Genomic DNA, 18568 nt, shown 5'->3' with positions numbered 1-18568 from the left:
GAAACGGCGCCGCTTGATGTTCTAAATCAGGGTTGTATGATAACACGACAAGAACGGTGGTTGTCCAGTCGTTTCCGCAGAGGGTCCAGAGCCAGGTCATGAATGTCGTGCAGCCCACCCCCGCATCGCTGATCGCAGCCCTCGCCGGCGTGCTGCCGAATGGCGGGTTGCTGACGGCCGATGCTGATCTGGCGCGCTACAGCCGCGACTGGTCGGGCGATCACTTCGGTCGTCCGCTGGCGGTGGCGCGCCCGGCCTCGGTCGAGGAGATGTCGGCGCTGATGCGGCGCTGCCACGAGGAGCGTATTCCCGTCGTGCCACAGGGCGGCTTGACCGGCCTCGTCGGCGCGGCGGTGGCCGCGGACAGTGGCGAAGTGGTGATCTCACTCGAACGCCTGAACACGATCCGTTCCGTCAGTCCGATCGATTTCGCCATGGTGGTAGAGGCCGGCTGCATCCTCGAGGATGCCAAGCGCGCCGCCGAGGCGCACGACTGTCTGCTGCCGATCACCTTCGGGGCGCAGGGAAGCTGCCGCATCGGCGGCAACGTCGCCACCAATGCCGGCGGCTTCAACGTGCTGCGCTACGGCATGACGCGCGATCTGGTGCTTGGCCTCGAAGTGGTGCTGGCCGATGGGCGGATCTGGAACGGGCTGAAGGTGCTGCGCAAGGACAATCGCGGCTACGACCTCAAGCAGGTTATCATCGGCAGCGAAGGCACGCTCGGCATCGTCACCGCCGCGGCGCTGAAACTCTATCCCAAGCCGACCCAGGTCGAGACCGCGCTGGTCGGGCTGCGCTCGGTCGAAGACGCCATGGCGCTCTACGCCCGAGCACGGCGCGACTGCAGCGACCTTTTGACCGCCTTCGAATTGATCCTGCGCCAAGGCATCGAAATCACCATGCGCGAGGCCGCGGATTTTCCGGAACCGCTGACCAGGGCCTACCCGGCCTATGTGCTGATCGAGGTTTCCTCCGGTGGGTTGATCGACCTGTCCGCCATGCTCCTGGGTTTTCTCGGCGGCGTCTCGGATATCGTCGAGGACGGGGTCGTGGCATCGACGCGGGCGCAGGGCGAGCGGCTGTGGCGCTACCGAGAGATCATGGTCGAGCGGCAGGGCCGTGGCGGCCGCTATCTGCGCACCGACGTTTCGGTGCCGATCTCGAAACTTGCCGATTTCGTCACTGAAGCGCTGGCCGCGCTGGAGCAAACTCGCCCGGATGCGCTTGCCGTCACCTATGGCCATGTCGGCGACGGCAACATTCACCTCAATGTCGTTCCGCCGGAAGGAATGGCATCCGAAGCGATCGAGCAACTGTTCGAAGAGGCCGAAGAGCAGATCTTTGCCGTTGTCGACCGCTATGGCGGTTCGATCAGCGCCGAGCACGGCATCGGCCGGGTCAAGCAAAAGGCGTTCCTCGAACGCATCGATCCCGTGGCGCTCGATCTTGCGGCAGGCATCAAGGAAGCGTTCGACCCGCGTCGCATCTTGAGCAACGGCCGCATTCTGGCGTCCAAATCCTCCCTCGACTATAGGTGAGCGATGGCGCTGAAACTCGACAAGGTCAATCGTGGTCCGCATCTCTCGACTCTGGTCGCGAGTTCCATCTCGCGCGAGATCGCGCAGGGACGGCTGAAGCCCGGCGATCAGCTGCCGACCGAACAGGCGCTGGCCACCACGTTCGGGGTCAGCCGCAACGTCGTGCGCGAAGCGATCGCGCGGCTGCGCTCGGAAGGCCGCATCTGGTCGCAGCAGGGGCGCGGTGCCTTCGTCGTCGAAGCCAGCAACGCAACCGTGCTGACCATCGACTACGAAGCGCTGCAGCGTGCCGACTCGTTCCGCAGCCTGTTCGAACTGCGCGGCATCCTCGAGGTGCAGGCGGCGGCCCTCGCCGCAACACGCCATACCGACGCCGACCTCGGCGCGATGGGCGAAGCGCTCGCCGGCATGCGTGCCGCACCCTATGGCAGCGTCGCCTGGCTGCGCAGCGACCTTGAGTTCCACCGCACCGTCGCCGAGGCGACGCGCAACTCCTATATGGGCCAGTTTCTGGTCTTCGTTTCCGAGCGCGTGCGCGAAAGCATTCTCGCCGCCGGTAACCAGCAGAAGTCGGACGACATGGCCCGCATCACACTTGGCGAGCACGAACGTATTTTTGCGGCCATCCGCGCCGGCGATGTCGAGGCGGCACAAGCGGCCATGCGCGACCATCTGGCGGGAGCCGCTTTGCGCGTCGGGCTGCATGACAGTGATGCGGTCGCCGAGGTGACACTTCAGTTGCCACAGGCGAGGCGAAAGAAGGCCACTCGCAGGCAAGCCATCGGGTAACGGGCTTCGCTCTACATCAGTTCGTTTTGGGCTCAACCAGCGAGACGCCGTTCAGGCCGGCGATGATATTGGAAAGCGCCGGCACGAATTTTTCGCCATGACCGGTGGTGACTGCGGTGGCGAAGCCGTTGCGCACCGCAGCACCAATCGGATTGGCGACGCCCGCAGCCTGCGCAAAAGAAGCGAGATAGGTCATGTCCTTGAGCGCATTGGCGATGGCAAAACGCTGCGCGTTCTCGTTGCGGTTCAGCACGAAGTCGAAGAAGGCCTGGTAAAAGCCGCAGTCCATGCGGCTGCCCGAGATAACGGTGTTGAACACCTGCGGCGTCAGCCCTGCCTTCGCGCCAAGCGTCAGCGCCTCCGAGTAGATCGCCGAGTACCCCATCGAGATAAAATTGTTGAGCAGCTTCATCGTGTGGCCGCTGCCGGTTGGTCCGGTGTGCACGACACGCGCCGCGAAGGCTTCAAGTACCGGCCGCGCCCGCGAAACGGCTTCAACCGAGCCACCCACCATGACGTCGAGCTTGCCTTCGGCGGCTTCCTTGGGTGTACGCGCGAGCGGCGCGTCGATCAGCGTCAGGCCCTGAGTTGCGAGTTCGACCGCCAGTGCCGTTGTCGATGACGGGTTGGAGGTCGAGCAGTCGATAATCAGCAGTGGCTTGCCGGCAGAAGCCAGCCCGCCCGGCCCCATCACCAGCGCTTCCACCTCGCGCGAACCGGTAACGCAAAGCACAACAACGTCGCTCGCGGCGGCAAGCTTGTGCAGGTCGTCCGCCTCGGTGGCGCCTGCCGCCACCAGCCGCACCACCGCAGCACGGCTGCGATGCGCCCAGACCGTTAGCGGCCAGCCTTTGGCCAGAAGATTGGCGGCCATACCGGCGCCCATGCTGCCCAGTCCAATGAAGCCTACGCGTTCTTTCATGCTTTTCTCCAATCGCGCCTCCTGCCCGGCAGCAGCTGCAATGCCTCATCTTGCGGTGAACCCGTGTCGATGCAATCCTTTGCCGGAGAATCGGACCGGAGGCTGCATCCCCCGATGACGGATTACGAGACCATGCTTTTCGACGCCATACCGCAAGCGCCCAATCTCAGAAGCGGGCTCGTCAACACGCTGATCGCGCAGATCGAATCCGGCGATCTTGCGCCGGGCCAGCGGCTGCCGACCGAGCAGGAGATCGTCGCCGCGACCGGCGTCAGCCGCACCGTCGTGCGCGAGGCGCTGGCTGCGTTGCGCGCCCGCGGGCTGATCACCACCCGCCAGGGTCTGGGTGCTTTTGTCGCCAAGGGTCCCCTGCCCCGGACCTTTTCCATCCTGCCTGACGATCTCGAATCGATCGACGAGGTGCTGCGCGTGCTGGAACTGCGCATGGGCATCGAGGTGGAAGCGACCGGCCTCGCCGCCGAGCGGCGCAGCGACGCAGCACTCGAGCAGATGAGCTCGCGGCTCGACGCGCTCGAAGCCGCGGTGCGCGCCGGCGAGCCGGGTTCGGAAGAGGATTTCGGCTTCCACCGCGCCATTCTCGCGGCGACGCGTAACGCCAATTTCACACGGCTGTTCGACACTTTCGGCAGCGCCATGATCCCGCGCCAATGGACCAGGCTCGATCGCATGACGGTTCCCGAACGGGAAAAATACCTGGCCCGCATGCAACGCGAGCATCGCGCCATTCTCGCCGCCATCGAAGCCAGGGACGTCAATGCGGCGCGCCGTGCCATGCGCAGCCATCTCACCAAAAGCTATGCCCGTTTCGCGACCTTGCGCGACAAGGCCGAATGCGGCGACTGAGCCCTTGCTCATGACGCGGCTCCCGCGACGCCGCCGAGATAGAGATCCCGCATCAGCGACATGTCGCGCAATTCCGCGATCGGCCCCGAGACGACGATGCGGCCGTTCTGCATCAGGTAGCCGCGCGAGGCGACCGACAGCGCCAGACCGGCATTCTGCTCGACCAGCAGCACCGAAGCGCCGAAGCGCTCGCCGATGTCGAGGATGATTGCCTTGATCTCCTTGACCAGCAGCGGCGACAGACCGAGCGACGGCTCGTCGAGCAACAGCACGCGCGGTCGCGCCATCAGGCCACGCGCGATCGCCAGCATCTGTTGCTGGCCGCCGCTCAGCGAGCCGCCCTTGTCGCGCCGCTTGGTGGCGAGGATCGGGAAGAAGGCCAGCATGGTCGCAAAATCGGCCTCGACGGCAGCCTCGTCCCTGCGCGAATAGGCGCCGAGCCGAAGATTCTCCTCGACCGTCATCTCGACGAATATCTTGCGCCCCTCCGGCACCAGCACGACGCCACGGGTTGCCATGATATCGGCGGGCAGGCCGGTAACGTCGCCGCCGTCGAAAACGATGCCGCCGGCGCGCGGCCTGACCAGCCCGGCGATCGCCTTCAGCAGTGTCGACTTGCCGGCGCCGTTAGGCCCCAGGATGGTGACGATCTCGCCGTTGGCCAAAGTCAGCGAGACACCCCGGTTGACGATGGTCGGGCCATAGCCGGTGACGACATCGGAAACGGCGAGCAGGCTCACAGGTCGCCTCCCAGATAAACTTCCAGGACCTTGGGATCGGCCAGCACCACCTCGGTCGGCCCGTCGGCGATCTTGGAGCCGAAATCGAGCACAGCAAGGCGCCGGCACAGCATCTGCATCAGCTTCATGTCGTGGTCGATGACGCAGACGGTGATGCCGTGGCCGGGCAATTGGCGCACAAGCCCGACCAGGGCAGTGGTTTCGCGGTCGTTGAGACCGGCGGCCGGCTCGTCGAGCAGCAGCAGCGCCGGCTGCGTGGCGAGTGCCAGCGCCAGGCCGAGCAGGCGCAGGCTGCCGAACGGCAGCACGCCGGCCTTCTCGCCCGCGAGCGCCGTCAGGCCGACGAAATCGAGCAGCGCCTGCGGCGTCGGCCAAGGGGTGTTGGCGTTTGCTCCGGCTCGCACATGCTCGCCGGCGATCTGCACATTCTCCAGCACGCTGAGGCCGGCGAATGCCATCGCCTGCTGGAAGGTGTAGCCGATGCCGGCCCTCGAAATGGCGTGCGGCGCCAAACCGGTGATATCACGCCCGCGAAACGACACGCCGCCGGCGCTGGGCTTATGGACGCCAGTGACGACGTTGAACAACGTCGTCTTGCCCGAGCCGTTCGGGCCGACGACGCCGAGGATTTCGCCTTCCGCGATAGAGAGATCGACGCCGGCGAGCGCGGTGACGCCACCGAACTGCTTGCTCAAGCCGCAGATCTCCAGGATCGGGCTCATCGCCGCGCCTCGGAGGGACTGCCGCCGGCACTGTTTTCCAGTTCCTGCCGCTCGTTCGGCCTCGCCAAAAGGACTTTGCGCACGGCCGCGGCGATGCCGGCGATCAGTCCGTCGGGCAGAAGCAGAATGACGGCGATCAGGCAGACGCCGTAGACGATGCGCGACTGGACCGGATCGAGATTGAGCACCTCCGGCAGGAAGGCGACCAGGACGCCACCGGCCAGCGGCCCGGCTATCAGCCGGGCGCCGCCGATCATCACCATCAGCGCCAGATAGATGCTGGGGAAGGAGGCGAACTGGGTCGGCGAGATGTGGCCGAGGAAATAGGCCAGCAGCACACCGGAGATGCCGGCAAAGACACCGCTGACGACGAAAGCGCCGATCTTGTGCCGGCCGACATTGATGCCGAGCGAAGCCGCAAGTTTCTCGTTCTCCCGGATAGCACGCAACGTGCGGCCATAGGACGAGTTGATGATCGCCCAGCTCGCCACCGCCGCGACAGTCACGAAAGCCACCACCATCAAATAGTAGTGCGTCAGGTCGCTCATGTCGGCGCCGAACAGGGTGACCGGACCAGCAAGGTCGAGCCCCGTCGCCGCACCCGTATAGTCGCCGCCATTGGTGAGCACGATGGCGAGCAACTGCCCGAAGGCGAAAGTCATGATGACGAAGTGATGGCCGCCGACGCGCAGCGACGGAATGCCGACAATCATCGCGAATACGGCGCTCGCAAGGGCGGCCGCCGGCAGCGCTGCCCAAAAGCCGACGCCGAAATCGCGCGCCAGGATCGCCGCTGCATAGGCGCCGACGCCGACCAATGCCGCGTGGCCCATCGACAGGATGCCGGTCTGGCCGTACAGCACCGACAGCCCGTAAAGGGCGATCACATTGGTGCCGGCCGAGATCGCCAGCGACAGGAAGCGGTTGCTCGGCGATAACAGCGGCACAAGCGCGATCAGCGCCAGGATGACCAGCACCGGAAGCAGGGACCGCATTGCCTTGAAGGCGGAGGCCGCGCGACGACCGTGGAACTCCTGGCCTGCGTTCATGATGCCATCCTGGGTCCGCTGGTGCCGCCGAACAGGCCGTGCGGGCGAACGATCAGCACCAGGATCATCAGGGCGAAGGAATAGGCGTCGGTCCATTGCGAGAAGCCGTAGCCGGCGCTGAAGCCTTCGACGATGCCGAGGATGAGACCGGCGGCGACGGCACCGTAGATGTTCCCGAGCCCGCCGATCAGCGCAACGGCGAACCCCTTCATCACCATTGCGCCACCCGTGAACGGCGTGATCGGAAACAGCGCGATCAGCAATGCGCCGCCAAGCCCGGCAAGCGCACTGCCCAGCACGAACACGCCGGAGATGTAGCGGCGCACCGGAATGCCCATCAGGGCCGCGGTGTCGCGGTCCTCGACGCTGGCCCGCAACGCCCGGCCGTAGCGGCTTGCCGTGATCATCCGGAAGCTGAGCGCCACCACGGCGATGGTGATCAGGATGACCATGACGCGCACGGACGCGATGCGCACGCCGCCGACGTCCCAGACGGTGGTCAGCGGGCGCGGGATGCTCTTCTGGTTGGGGTTCCAGAACAGCACGACGACGTGCTGCAGGACGACGATGAGGCCGAGCGAAACGATGAAGCCATTGGTCGGCCGCTCCAGCGTGAAGCGGAAAAGGCCGCGCTCGAGAATGTAGCCCATCAGCCCGACCGCCAGGATCGCCAACACCACCGCAAGCGGAAAGCCGAGGCCGGCGCTGACGGCAAGCCAGGTGACGATGCCGCCGATCATCAGGAATTCGCCATGAGCGAAGTTGATGATGCCGGTCAGGCCGAAGATCAGGGTCACGCCAATGGCGATGAGTGTGATCACGCTGGCGATGGAAAGGCCGTTGAGGATCTGTTGGATAAAGATATCCACGGCTGACATCCGCTGTTGATGGAGGCGGGCGATCAAGACCTGCCTGTATTCAAGAAGGATGAGTTGGTGACGGGTGACGCCGCCAACTCAGGGATCAGTTCCCAGATCAGCTCTTCGGGGCTTCAGCCGGCGGCTGCTGCATGGAGCAGGAGATGGCGCCGCCAGGTGCCGCGGCACAGACCTCGGTGGCATGGGTGACCTGATGGGTTGGATTGAAAGTCAGGTCATCCGAGACCACGCCCTGATGGTGCAGCGTCAGCAACGCTTCGACCGTCTTGTCCGGATCGAAGCTGCCGGCTTTCTCCCAGGCTTCGGCGAGGAAATGCACATAGTCGTGGTAGAGCAGCGACACCGACGAGGTCACGCCGTGCGGCGCGCCGGCGGCGAAGTAAGCGTCGAAATAGGCCTTGGCTTTCGGGTTGGACGACTCGCCCCAGCAGACCGGCACGCAGCTCATTGCCACCGGCACATCGGCCGTCAGCGCCTTTTCCTTCCATATGCCGGGGTCGACGCCGAACAGGAAATAGCTCTTGGCGGCACCCAGTTCGAGCGCCTGCGGCAGTGCCGTCAGCGTTGAATCGCCATTGTACCAGAAGTGGATGATATCCGGATTGAGGCTCTTGGCGCGGGTCAGGAAGGGCGAGAAGTCGGTCGTATCTGGCGGATAGAAGATGATGTCGGGAACGTCTTGGCCCTCGGCTTTCAGCGCCTTGTAGTAATAGGACGACAGGAACTGGCCGGTGGCGTCGTTGCCGACGATCATGACCGATTTCTTTGGCTTAAAACCGAGCAGTGGTTCAAGCAAGGTCAACACGCCCCGCGCGGTCGATCCGGACCGCTGGAATTCCTGCGGCTCGGACTGGAAGAGATAGTGATCCTCTCCGCCCGGCTTGACGGAGTCGGGTGTCAGGATTTTCGCCAGTGTCGAATTGCCGGCGAAATGGATGATCTTGGCCGGCTGCGTGATCTTGGCCATCGCCAGCGTGAAGTCATGCGTCTCCGATCCGAAGATCGCCTGCACCTTCACGTCGCGAACCAGTTCCTGGGTGGCGGCGATGGCGGTGGCGATATCGGTGCGGTCATCGCGTTTGACCATTTCCAGCTTGTAGGTCTTGCCGCCGACCTTGATGCCGCCGGCGTCGTTGATCTGCTTGACGGCAAGCCCGACGCCCGCGGGCAAAGTGTGACCGGCGGAAACGAACGAGCCCGATTCCGCCGCGACGACGCCAATCTTGACGAGGTTGTCCTCGGCGAACGCAGGATGGGCAAGCGCGGTAAGGCAAAGTGCCGCCGACGCGCTCATTTTCAGAACGGTTTTCAACTTGAGATCCTCCCGACTCCAAATCTTTGCAGTCTTACCGGGTTGTCATACAACCCTGTTATCTGGTAAATCCAACGAACGCGGATGTCAATCGCGTCATCATTCGATTAAGTTCCGCGAGCAGGATGCGAATCGGCTTGCAAGCCGGAACGAGGGACAGGACATGCAGTCACGGAAATTCGGCCGCACCGGCCGCGATCTCAGCGAGATCGGATTTGGTTCGTGGGCGATCGGCGCCGCCTGGGGCGAGGTCAATGACAACGATGCGGTGGCCGCCCTGCACGCAGCGCTCGATGCCGGCATCACCTTCATCGACACCGCCGATGTCTATGGCGATGGCCGCTCCGAAAAACTCATTGCCAGGGTGATGAAGGAGCGTGGCGGCGAGCGGCCGTTCATCGCCACCAAGGCCGGAAAGCGGCTGCCGTCGCAGTCGGTCGAAGGCTTTACCCAGGAGAACCTGACTAGCTGGATCGAGCGAAGCCTCAGATATCTCGAGACCGACGCGCTCGATCTCGTTCAGCTGCATTGCCCGCTGACCGACCTCTACTATCATCCCGAAGCGTTCGAGCGGCTCGACCGTCTCGTCGAGCAAGGCAAGATCCGCAATTATGGCGTCAGCGTCGAGCGCGTCGAAGAGGCGCTGAAGGCGATGCAATATCCCGGTGTCATCAGCGTGCAGATCATCTTCAACGCCTTCCGCCAGCGCCCTGCCGAACTTTTCTTCGACCTGGCCAAGAAGAACGATGTGGCAATCATCGCCCGCGTCCCGCTCGCCAGCGGGTTGCTGTCGGGCAAGTTCAAGGCCGACACCAAGTTCGAGACAACGGATCATCGTCTGTTCAACCGCAACGGCGAGGCCTTCGACGTCGGCGAAACCTTCTCGGGCGTGCCCTATGAGGTCGGGCTGGCCGCGGTCGAGCGCATCCGACCACTGGTTTCTGGTGACACGACGATGGCGAAATTTGCCTTGCGCTGGATCCTGATGTTCGACGCGGTCACCGTGGTCATTCCGGGCGCACGCAATCCGGCGCAGGCTCGGTCCAATGCCGAAGCCGCAGACCTTGCGCCTTTGTCCAGCGAACTGATGGGCAAGATCCGGGATATCTACGATCAGGACATCAAGCCCTACGTGCATCAACGCTGGTAATCAAAGACCCTTGGCCGCAGTCGATTGGACGTGGAACTCCGATGGCTGGCAATCGGCCTTGGGCAACTGTGCACATTTCGCTACGTCCCACAGCCGCTGGATGCCGTTGCCACCGTTTGCCGCATGTATCGACAAATGGCTTTTTCGGCCGCGCTGTAGCGGCTACTATATGTGCGGCTCATCGAAGTTTGATCTGAGGGAAATGTGCAACAGGCTGTTGCACACCCCTGCTATCAATAGCGCCACAGTTGCGTAGCGTCCCTTCGCTCAGCTGTCCGCGGTAGCGATCGACGACTTCTTCAGGAGTGAGATAGTTCGGGCCAGACATAGGCGCGCCCTTGTAAATGCAATCTCTCGCCGACATTCGTAACGGCATGACGGCCCTCGGAAGCGGAAGCGAGGATTGGCTCGCCGGGTCGCAAACATGGTGTGAGAAGAAAGCAAGAATGGATCGCTTCAACCTCGGCGTCTATCGGCGCCGCATCTCCACCCGCTCCGGGGAAACCCAGCGCTGGTTCGATATCGGATTGAACTGGTGCTACGGCTTCAACCATGAGGAAGGCATCAAGTGTTTTGAGAAGGCGCTGGAAACAGACCCTGACTGCGCCTTCGTGCATTGGGGCATCGCCTATGCCGCCGGCCCTTTCTACAATCTGACCTGGAAGGAACATGGCGAGGCCGAAGCCAACGCGGCGACAAAGCGCTGCTTCGAGCATGTCCAGCTTGCTCGCGCCAACGCCGCTCACTCCGGCGCGGTGGAGAAGCGATTGATCGAAGCGCTGGCCTGCCGTTTCCCCAAGCCGTTACGGTGTCGAACACGGCGCCGGCCTTGCGGGTCGTTATCGACGACTATCTGAAGCGATCCAATCTCGGCAATCAGCCCAGATCATGAGGTCGACAATCTTGCCATGGCTATGTCGCTGTTCGCCTCGACCTGGGGTGTGGCATTCCGGCCTGTCTACGCACAGAACTTCATGCCATGGTCGGTGATCAGCCGCCCGCTGGAAGGCGATACGCCGACGATCGATCTGGTCATCGGCTACAACAAGGCAAACACATCGCCGACCCTGAAGCTGTTCCTTTCAAGAGTGGACGAACTGATCGCCGGGGGTATCGAAAAAGCCGGGCGAAGCTGGCGATGGGAGCGAGGGAACCACACGCTGAAGGACGTAGCGCTCCCTTGGAGTGATCCGGTAGCAGCGCGTTGTCCGTTGCCTGCGCGACCATGTCGCTCCGGCCCAAGGCGCGATCACGAAGCAGTGACGGCCGTAACGAAGGCCGGGTGGGCTGCGAAGGCAGGACGTGAGCGCCACGCAAAGCGCTTGCGGCTCGTCTCGGCCGAGGTTTCGGCGCGAATTAGATCCCCATCTGCCAACCTCCCAAGGAACCCACGATCATGATAAATCGGCGTACTTTCTCCACCGCGCTCGTCGCCGGGGTGGCCACGAGCATACTGACCGGCTCCGACAAGACGCGCGCGCAGACGGGGCCCAAGGCTCGCAATATCGTCCTGGTCCATGGCGCATATGCGGATGGCTCGTGCTGGTCAGAGGTGATTGGCATCCTGCAGCAGGCCGGCCTCAAGGCAACCGTCGTCCAGCACCCGCTGACCACGCTGGAGGCGGGCGTCGAGGCAACACGCCGTGCGATCGCGCTCCAGGATGGACCGACGATACTTGTCGGACACTCCTTTGCCGGCATGATCGTCAGCGAGGCAGGGGTGGATCCAAAGGTTTCCTCGCTCGTCTATGTCGCGGCGCGCGCTCCGGATGCGAAAGAAGACTACACGGCGCTCGCCAAGACTTTTGCGGCGCCGCCCGCCTCCGCCGGCCTTGTCTGGTCCGAAGGCTATGGCAAGCTCAGCGAGGAGGCTTTCCTGCGGGATTTCGCCGGCGGTATTCCTCACGAGAAGGCGCGCATCCTCTATGCCGTCCAGGGGCCGATCTCAGACAGGCTTTTCACCGGAAAGACAACGCAAGCGGCCTGGCGCTCGAAGCCAAGCTGGTATGCCGTCTCGACCGAGGATCGCACGATCAATCCGGATCTCGAGCGCTTCATGGCAAAGCGCATGAACGCAAAGACCATCGAGGTCAAGGCAGGCCATTTGTCGCTGATCTCTCACCCGCGCGAGATCACCCAGCTCATCTCACAAGCCGCGGGGCAGCTCAGTTAGCCGGCGGCTCGCTGGAGCCAGCGCTCTTGCTCGGCGAACCGGTCTACCAGCATGTCGATGAACACGCGAACCTTGGCGCTCAGGTGCCGGCGATGGGGGTAAAGCGCTTTTATATCAAAACTTTGCGCTCGGTAGTCAGGTAGCAGCGGCACTAGCGCTCCCGAGGCCAATAGGTCCGCCATCAGATACGGGACCGTCAACACCAGACCGATCCCGGCCGCAGCGGCGGCGCGCATCGTTTCGAGGTTGCTGGTGATCAGGTTTCCCGATACGCGCGCCACCACCGGATTGCCGGCGGCGTCCAAGAAATGCCACTCGTCTGGAGACGGTGGTGCGTATGGGTGGCGCAGACAGTTGTGGCCGGCCAGATCGGCCGGGGATTGCGGTGCCGGATGTTTTTCGAGGTATGCGGGAGCGCCGCAAACAATTGGACTCAAACTCCCGAGGCGTCGTCCGACGAGGGTGGAGTCAGGCGGCGAGAGCGGGCTGATCCCCAGGTCGAACGCCTCCTGCACCAGGTCGATCATCCCGTAGCCGATGCGAATATCCACCGACGCCTCAGGATGCCGGGTCAGGAAATCGGTGACGACCGGTGCGACGAACAGGGCGATGCTCTGGTGGCAATAGACGCGGAGCTGGCCGCGTGGGATAGCCTGTAGTGCGCCAGCCGCTTCGTCGGCTTCCTCCAGATCCTGCAGAATCTGTACGCAGCGCTCGTAATAGCCACGGCCAATCTCGGTCAGACTAATCCGCCGGGTCGTGCGGTTCAACAGCCGTACGCCAACGGCATTTTCCAGCGCTTGGACCTGTCCGCTGACCGTCGCCTTAGACCGGTTCAGGCGGCGGCCCGCAGCCGAGAAGCCGCCACTCTCAGCGACCCGCACAAATGCCGTGATGCTTGCGAATCGGTCCATCGGGCTCCCTATTGTCAGGAAATTTCGGACAGCGTGTTCGGATTGAGCGTGATTGTCTGGCCATGATCTACGCATATCTTGGTTATGAGATGCAAGACCGGCAGCGGTGCTGGTCCGCGTTCGGCAATGTGCACTTTCGACCTCACCCAGGATGGCCGCGAGTAACCGAGAAAGACCCAGTGCGTCAGTACTGGCTACGTCATTTCAATTGATCACTTGAATGAAAAGGTAAAGCAGTGACCCAGGAAGAAATTCGCGTCGGAATCATCGGTGCGGACACCAGATCAAGTTGGGCGAAGGTCTCGCACATTCCGGCCATCAATGGTCTTCCCGGCCTCAAGCTCGCGGCTGTGGCGACGCGCAACGAGCAGAGTGCACGCGAGGCGGCTAAGGCCTTCGGTGCGGAGCGCTGGTTTTCCGATCCCTTCGAGATGATCCGAGATGACCGAATTGATCTCGTCACGATCGCCGTCAAGGTGCCCGCCCATCGCGAGCTCGTTCTGGCGGCGCTCCATGCCGGCAAGGCGGTCTATTGCGAGGCGCCTCTCGGACGCAGCGTCGCAGAGACTGAGGAGATGGCGCGCGCGGTGGGTTCAAACCACACGGCGATCGGATTGCAAGGCCGGCACAATCCCGCCGCACGACGCGCAGCCGAGTTGGTGTCCTCTGGAAAAATCGGACGGCCGCTAAGCGCCAGAATCGTCTCGCCAACCTATGGATTTGGACCAGAAATCTCCTTGGCGCATGACTTTTTTAATAAGGCATCTTCTGGCGCCAACCTGCTAACCATTTGCGGCGGGCATACGGTCGATTTGGTGGAAGCGGTCCTAGGACAGATTGTCGAGGTTGACGCCCGGACCGAGATTCGCTGGCCCATGGTCAAACTGACAGACACCGGCGAAGAGAGCGTCCGCGAAACTGCCGACTACGTCAGCGTTATCGGAAAGACGCGCTCCGGCACCGCGTTCACGGCCGATTTCGACGCCGGGGGCCAGGGGGAGCAAGTTCGTTTCACATTCGATATCAGGGGATCGGAGGGATGGCTCAGCCTGACCAGCGATCACCCTTATGGCTTCCAGGCGGGGGACCTCAGGCTCGTTTCGAACATCCCATTCGTGGCACCCGACCGGGCCACGGTCACCGGTGGGCTGATGGGCGCGGCGGGAAACGTCGGAGAGATCTACGCTGGTCTTGCCCGTGATCTGCGTGCGGGGACCTACAGCACGCCCGGGTTTGGACACGCTGTTCACAACGCCCGTCTCATCGAGGCTGTAAGGCGCGCCGCCGACCGGGGCGAGCGGCAAATCATTCCCAATCGGGAGGAATGACGGTGAATGATTTGACCGGCCGGATCGCGAGGTGACCTGAGCTGCCACATCCACAGGCCTCGGTGCAGAGATCGCCAGGGGCCCGTGCAGCGGTCGTCGCGTACTACCGCACGCCAAGCGGCTCGTCGACGAAATCGTCCGTAACATGCTGAGCCCGGGCCATATAGCGACCCCAGGGCTTTCGGATTTGTTCAACCAAGAGCAGGAGGCTGCCGCCGACGGCCCGTCACAGCAACTGATAGTAGGGGCTTGCCGCATCGAGCATGCCATCCGCATCTGATCGCCCACCAGTTGGTTGCCTTGACGATTGGCTCGAACGCCGCACGGAACAGCGCAGCCGTTTCCAAATAGGAGCTGTCGTTTGGATTCAAAACCCCTTCGAACATGACCCCAGGGACGGCCGGATCGGTCGTCCAATCCCAACAGGGTAGGGTCAAATTGGCGTGTCCCGACAGTTCACGGCAGATGGCCTCGAACGAAGTGATGTAGGCGCAATGCCAAGGTAGAAGCCACCAGTTCCCATAGGGGCAATCGAGTGCATGAACAATTGGCATTCGGTACCAGTTCTGCGGATCCGACGGTGGCCAAGCCAGCATTTTTGTGATTGCCGTCTTCAGGGCCTGAACAATGTTTGCTGGAAAATTTCGGTCGAGAATGGAGTATCGAACCTTCGTCGAGGGCGTGGCGGCTTTGGCGCCGGCGACACCGGATAGAACCGCAGCTGTAGCACCAGCCCGCAGCAGCGACCGGCGCGTTAGGGGATATCGAACTCCGCCTAGATTTGCACGAATGGCCCATGGTCCGTCATAAGCTGGGGGGTCTTCGTCGCGAGATCCCACCAGACAATATAGATCTGCCCCGCGCCAAAGTCCTCGATATGGACGCCGCCGATCGTGGAGGAGACCGATCATTGCGGGCTGCTTTCCGCAGAACGCCTATGAGGCGCGTCTCGCGGAAAGCTTCGCCAGTCGTCCGAGGTCGAAAGGATCATATGGTCCGTCTCTGGCGCAAGGAGTAAGATCACCGCCACCTTTGCCGAGGCGTAGCGATAGTCTGCGACATGGCGTCTCCGATAAAGGCAGGTCCGAATCTGTAGGCCGGCCATGGAGCGATCTATGCCAAAGAAGGGTGACGGAGCTAAGGAGGCAGTTTTCGGCCTGTCTGTTGACATCGCTGAAGGCAAGAAGGCCGAAGAATGGCCCAGATTCGTGGCACAGCTGCAGGCGATTCTAAACGTGCTTCCGGCATATACCTGGTACGCGGCTCCGTCCGGTGCCCTCACTTTTGTGAACAAACGAACTGCGGATTATCTTGGTGTTCCGCAAGATCATCCCCTACGTTTCGGCATCGACACTGGCGCACAGTGGGACGACTGGATCCCGTTGTTGCATCCGGACGACCACGAAGAATCACGCCAATACTGGTCAAACTGTCTGAACACGGGCGAGGGCGGTGAGCATAGTTATCGAGTTCGTAGCGCTCAAGGAGACCACCGCTGGTTCCTCACTCGCTTCGAACCGCTCCGGGCAAGCGATGGAGCCCTACTGCTATGGCTTGGGGCGACTCTGGATATAGAAGAGTTCAAGCGCGCCGAGGATGGACTGCGGGAGAGCGAATACAAGCTCCGTCAAATCTTCGAAACGGTACCAGCCTTCCTCTGGTCAACGGATCCCGCCGGCGAACCGACGCACATGAACCAGCGCCTCCTGGATTACAGCGGGATGCGGTTCGAGGGGTTCAAGCGCCTTGGCTGGGAAGTGCTTGTCCACCCGGATGACTTTCCAGAAACCGCGAGGGCTTTCTATCAAGCCATTCACGCTGGAACGCCGAACCAATGGGTGACGCGCTTACGCCGAGCGGACGGCGAGTTCCGTTGGCATCAATTCAGGATTGAGCCTCTGCGGGATCAGCAAGGCCGCATCGTCCAGTGGTACGGTGTGACGGTTGATGTCGATGAAGGCAAGAAGGCCGAAGAGCGACCCAGATTCGAGGCCCAGCTACGGACCATCCTAAATGTGCTTCCGGCGCTTACCTGGTACGCGCCTCCATCAGGCGGCCTTACCTTTGTGAGTAAACGACAAGGGGATTTCCTTGGTCTTCCGAAGGATCATCCCTTGCGTTTCGGCATCGACATCGGTGTACCGTGGGACGCCCATATCCCGTTTTTGCACCCCGACGACCAGGAAAAGGGCCGCAAATATTGGTCGAACAGTCTGCGCACGGGCGAGGGCTATGAGCACAGCTATCGTGTCCGCGACGCTCAAGGAAACTACCGCTGGCTGCTCACTCGCACCGAACCCCTTCGGGCCAGCGATGGAACGCTGCAGCTTTGGGTCGGGGCGACTCTGGATATTGAAGAGCTCATGCGCGCCGAGGAAGGATTGCGGGAGAGCGAGGCGAAGTTCCGCGACTACGCCGAGACCGCCTCCGATTGGTTTTGGGAAATCGGTCCTGACTACAAGTTCACGCTGCTGACCGAGAATGCGTTTGGTTCGTACGCGGCTGACCGAATGGGCACGGGATGCTGGGATCACGCGCTCGATCTTGAAACGGAGCCGGAGAAGTGGCGGCTTATCCAGGCAACTCTCGATTCACGCAAACCGTTCCGCGACTTCGTATATAGCTCCGCTCGCCGTAACGGCTCTCCCATCTATGTGAAAGCCAGCGGCAAGCCAGTGTTTGACGCCGAGGGAGAATTCCGTGGCTATCGCGGCACCGGCACCGACGTGACAGCACTCATGCGCGCCCAGGCAGAGCGCGAGAGGCTGCGTCAGCTGGAGTCAGATCTCGCGCACATGAACCGCCTGAGCGTAATGGGAGAACTGACTGCTTCGCTGGCTCACGAAATCACGCAGCCGGTTGCCGCGGCACGCAACAACGCCCGTGCGGCCATGCACTTTCTGGACAGAAATCCACCGGATCTGGGCGAAATCCGGGAAGCGCTCGCCTCTATCGTGGGCGACGCCGATCGAGCGGGAAACATCGTCGACAGGATCCGTGATCAAATCAAGAAAGCGCCTCCGCGAAAGCATCTTTTTGATCTCAATGAAGCGATCAACGAGTTGATTCTGTTGGCGGGAAGTGCGGTCACCGAGAATGGAGTCTCGGTCCGAACCCGCCTCGCGGAGGGGCTGTCTCCCGTCGAGGGGGATCGTGTTCAACTGCAGCAAGTCGTGCTGAACCTGATCCTGAACGCTGTCGAAGCCATGAGTACGCTCCAGGCCGGGCCACGGGAGATGTCGATCAGCACGGAGCAAGCGCAGACCGGTGGCGTTCTCGTGTCTGTGCGCGATTCAGGTCCGGGCATTGATCCGGATAATCTCGATCGAGTTTTCGAGGCTTTCTACACCACGAAGTCCAGCGGCGTCGGGATGGGGCTGTCGATCTGCCGGTCGATCATTGATGCCCATAGGGGCCACCTATGGGCCGATACGAATGAGCCTCGCGGCGCTGTTTTTCAGTTCATCTTGCCAACCGCGGAACAGGAAGTCACAAATTCTTTTCCGGAAGCTCAGCAGGCAAGAGAGCGGCACGAGGACACCGTATAGTATCGTGCTTTTATTCGGGGTGGTAGGTCGCACCCAGAAAGCATCGGGATATCAAACAAAAAATCGGATGGCGGGCTGGAACCCGCCACCCCTTTGAGCCCCGATCGAGGACTATTGCATTTTGTGCAGGGCATTCACGACCGGGCAGAACTCTTCGAGACGCGTGGAGGGGTCATTGCAAAGCCTGACCACTTCCTCCTCCTTTTCCTTGGGCATCGACTTGCCGCCTTCAATTCAAGCATTGGCCTCAACGTCTTCAGATTCGAATCATGTAAAACGGCGCAGTGGTGGCAGATTCATCGAGCGCGCCGGCGAGTGCGGCGCTGCCAATAGCAGAAAAAGCAAATGCAGCAGCAAGGCTGATGGCTTTGGAGTTCGTGGTCTGGTCCTTCTCTCTCGGGTTAAGCGGTCATCCCATCGACGGCCGCGCTGGTAATTGGGTGATCGCTTCGCCTGCCGGATCGACACCCTCTGGTTCGACGGTGAAGGCCAGTATTGAGAGGCAATCCTGTGGCACCATCACGGCGGTGTGGCGCCATAGGCGGTGAGCTAGCCTAGCACTACTTTGGCAGATTTTTAGCTCCGGGAGCGTTTCGAGGATTCCCAAGAGCGGTTTTGCGTGATTCATGAGAGGTCGG

The 18568-nt window shown here is 62.1% G+C and carries 16 protein-coding genes and 1 pseudogene; 8 read left to right on the top strand and 9 right to left on the bottom strand.

The features are described 5' to 3' along the window. Positions 1 to 98: 98 nt before the first annotated feature. Together NKK47_RS30110 and NKK47_RS30105 are read left to right on the top strand one after the other, a co-directional pair. Positions 99 to 1541 carry an FAD-binding oxidoreductase gene (locus tag NKK47_RS30110; RefSeq protein WP_352579332.1) on the top strand — a complete coding sequence of 481 codons (1443 nt, stop codon included), beginning with the start codon at positions 99 to 101 and terminating at the stop codon, positions 1539 to 1541. Positions 1542 to 1544: 3 nt separating this feature from the next. After that, positions 1545 to 2330: a FadR/GntR family transcriptional regulator gene (locus NKK47_RS30105; protein ID WP_352579331.1), complete on the top strand. Its 786-nt coding sequence runs from the start codon at positions 1545 to 1547 to the stop codon at positions 2328 to 2330. 16 nt (positions 2331 to 2346) lie between these two features. Here the strand turns inward: NKK47_RS30105 and NKK47_RS30100 are convergent, their stop codons facing one another. After that, entirely contained in the window at positions 2347 to 3252 is a 906-nt protein-coding gene (locus NKK47_RS30100; protein ID WP_352579330.1) for an NAD(P)-dependent oxidoreductase, read from the bottom strand. Positions 3253 to 3366: 114 nt separating this feature from the next. On the opposite strand from NKK47_RS30100, the gene NKK47_RS30095 reads away from it, so the two are divergent. Then, positions 3367 to 4116, top strand: a complete 750-nt coding sequence (locus tag NKK47_RS30095) for a FadR/GntR family transcriptional regulator (RefSeq protein WP_352579329.1) — start codon at positions 3367 to 3369, stop codon at positions 4114 to 4116. A gap of 8 nt (positions 4117 to 4124) precedes the next feature. Here the strand turns inward: NKK47_RS30095 and NKK47_RS30090 are convergent, their stop codons facing one another. The 5 genes from NKK47_RS30090 to NKK47_RS30070 all read right to left on the bottom strand — a co-directional run bounded on the left by NKK47_RS30090 (position 4125) and on the right by NKK47_RS30070 (position 8817). Further along, complete coding sequence (locus NKK47_RS30090; protein WP_352579328.1) at positions 4125 to 4856, bottom strand: ABC transporter ATP-binding protein; 732 nt, start codon at positions 4854 to 4856, stop codon at positions 4125 to 4127. Then, positions 4853 to 5578, bottom strand: coding sequence for an ABC transporter ATP-binding protein (locus NKK47_RS30085; RefSeq protein ID WP_352579327.1), 726 nt, complete (start codon positions 5576 to 5578; stop codon positions 4853 to 4855). The genes NKK47_RS30090 and NKK47_RS30085 overlap by 4 nt, the downstream gene beginning before the upstream one ends. Beyond that, the gene (locus NKK47_RS30080) at positions 5575 to 6627 is read right to left on the bottom strand and encodes a branched-chain amino acid ABC transporter permease (protein ID WP_352579326.1); all 1053 of its coding nucleotides are present in this window, start codon (positions 6625 to 6627) and stop codon (positions 5575 to 5577) included. The genes NKK47_RS30085 and NKK47_RS30080 overlap by 4 nt, the downstream gene beginning before the upstream one ends. Next, positions 6624 to 7505 carry a branched-chain amino acid ABC transporter permease gene (locus NKK47_RS30075; RefSeq protein WP_352579325.1) on the bottom strand — a complete coding sequence of 294 codons (882 nt, stop codon included), beginning with the start codon at positions 7503 to 7505 and terminating at the stop codon, positions 6624 to 6626. The genes NKK47_RS30080 and NKK47_RS30075 overlap by 4 nt, the downstream gene beginning before the upstream one ends. Before the next feature lie 97 nt (positions 7506 to 7602). Then, positions 7603 to 8817 carry an ABC transporter substrate-binding protein gene (locus NKK47_RS30070; protein WP_352579324.1) on the bottom strand — a complete coding sequence of 405 codons (1215 nt, stop codon included), beginning with the start codon at positions 8815 to 8817 and terminating at the stop codon, positions 7603 to 7605. A 163-nt stretch (positions 8818 to 8980) separates the two neighbouring features. Here NKK47_RS30070 and NKK47_RS30065 point away from each other — a divergent pair, with 163 nt between their 5' ends. The 3 genes and pseudogenes from NKK47_RS30065 (at position 8981) to NKK47_RS30055 (ending at position 12140) form a co-directional block, all read left to right on the top strand. Then, positions 8981 to 9967: an aldo/keto reductase gene (locus tag NKK47_RS30065; protein WP_352579323.1), complete on the top strand. Its 987-nt coding sequence runs from the start codon at positions 8981 to 8983 to the stop codon at positions 9965 to 9967. A 446-nt stretch (positions 9968 to 10413) separates the two neighbouring features. After that, positions 10414 to 10776, top strand: a pseudogene (locus tag NKK47_RS30060) (hypothetical protein); the annotation flags it as partial. Between the two features lie 584 nt (positions 10777 to 11360). After that, positions 11361 to 12140: an alpha/beta fold hydrolase gene (locus tag NKK47_RS30055; RefSeq protein ID WP_352579353.1), complete on the top strand. Its 780-nt coding sequence runs from the start codon at positions 11361 to 11363 to the stop codon at positions 12138 to 12140. On the opposite strand, the gene NKK47_RS30050 is transcribed toward NKK47_RS30055, so the two are convergent. Next, on the bottom strand, positions 12137 to 13054 hold the full coding sequence (locus NKK47_RS30050; protein WP_352579322.1) for a LysR family transcriptional regulator: 918 nt from the start codon (positions 13052 to 13054) through the stop codon (positions 12137 to 12139). The genes NKK47_RS30055 and NKK47_RS30050 overlap by 4 nt on opposite strands. 236 nt (positions 13055 to 13290) lie before the next feature. Between NKK47_RS30050 and NKK47_RS30045 the strand changes: the two genes are divergently transcribed. Beyond that, entirely contained in the window at positions 13291 to 14382 is a 1092-nt protein-coding gene (locus NKK47_RS30045; RefSeq protein ID WP_352579321.1) for a Gfo/Idh/MocA family protein, read from the top strand. Positions 14383 to 14573: 191 nt separating this feature from the next. On the opposite strand, the gene NKK47_RS30040 is transcribed toward NKK47_RS30045, so the two are convergent. After that, positions 14574 to 14936 (bottom strand): tyrosinase family protein, encoded by a 363-nt coding sequence (locus NKK47_RS30040; protein ID WP_352579352.1) that lies wholly within the window; start codon positions 14934 to 14936, stop codon positions 14574 to 14576. 561 nt (positions 14937 to 15497) lie between these two features. On the opposite strand from NKK47_RS30040, the gene NKK47_RS30035 reads away from it, so the two are divergent. Then, positions 15498 to 17930, top strand: coding sequence for a PAS domain-containing sensor histidine kinase (locus tag NKK47_RS30035; RefSeq protein WP_352579320.1), 2433 nt, complete (start codon positions 15498 to 15500; stop codon positions 17928 to 17930). A gap of 409 nt (positions 17931 to 18339) precedes the next feature. On the opposite strand, the gene NKK47_RS30030 is transcribed toward NKK47_RS30035, so the two are convergent. Further along, the coding region (locus NKK47_RS30030) for a hypothetical protein (RefSeq protein WP_352579319.1) at positions 18340 to 18568 on the bottom strand (229 nt) is incomplete at its 5' end.

It is taken from the genome of Mesorhizobium sp. M0019, from assembly GCF_040323975.1.
Classification (GTDB): domain Bacteria; phylum Pseudomonadota; class Alphaproteobacteria; order Rhizobiales; family Rhizobiaceae; genus Mesorhizobium.
This window is presented reverse-complemented; position numbering and strand designations above follow the sequence as displayed.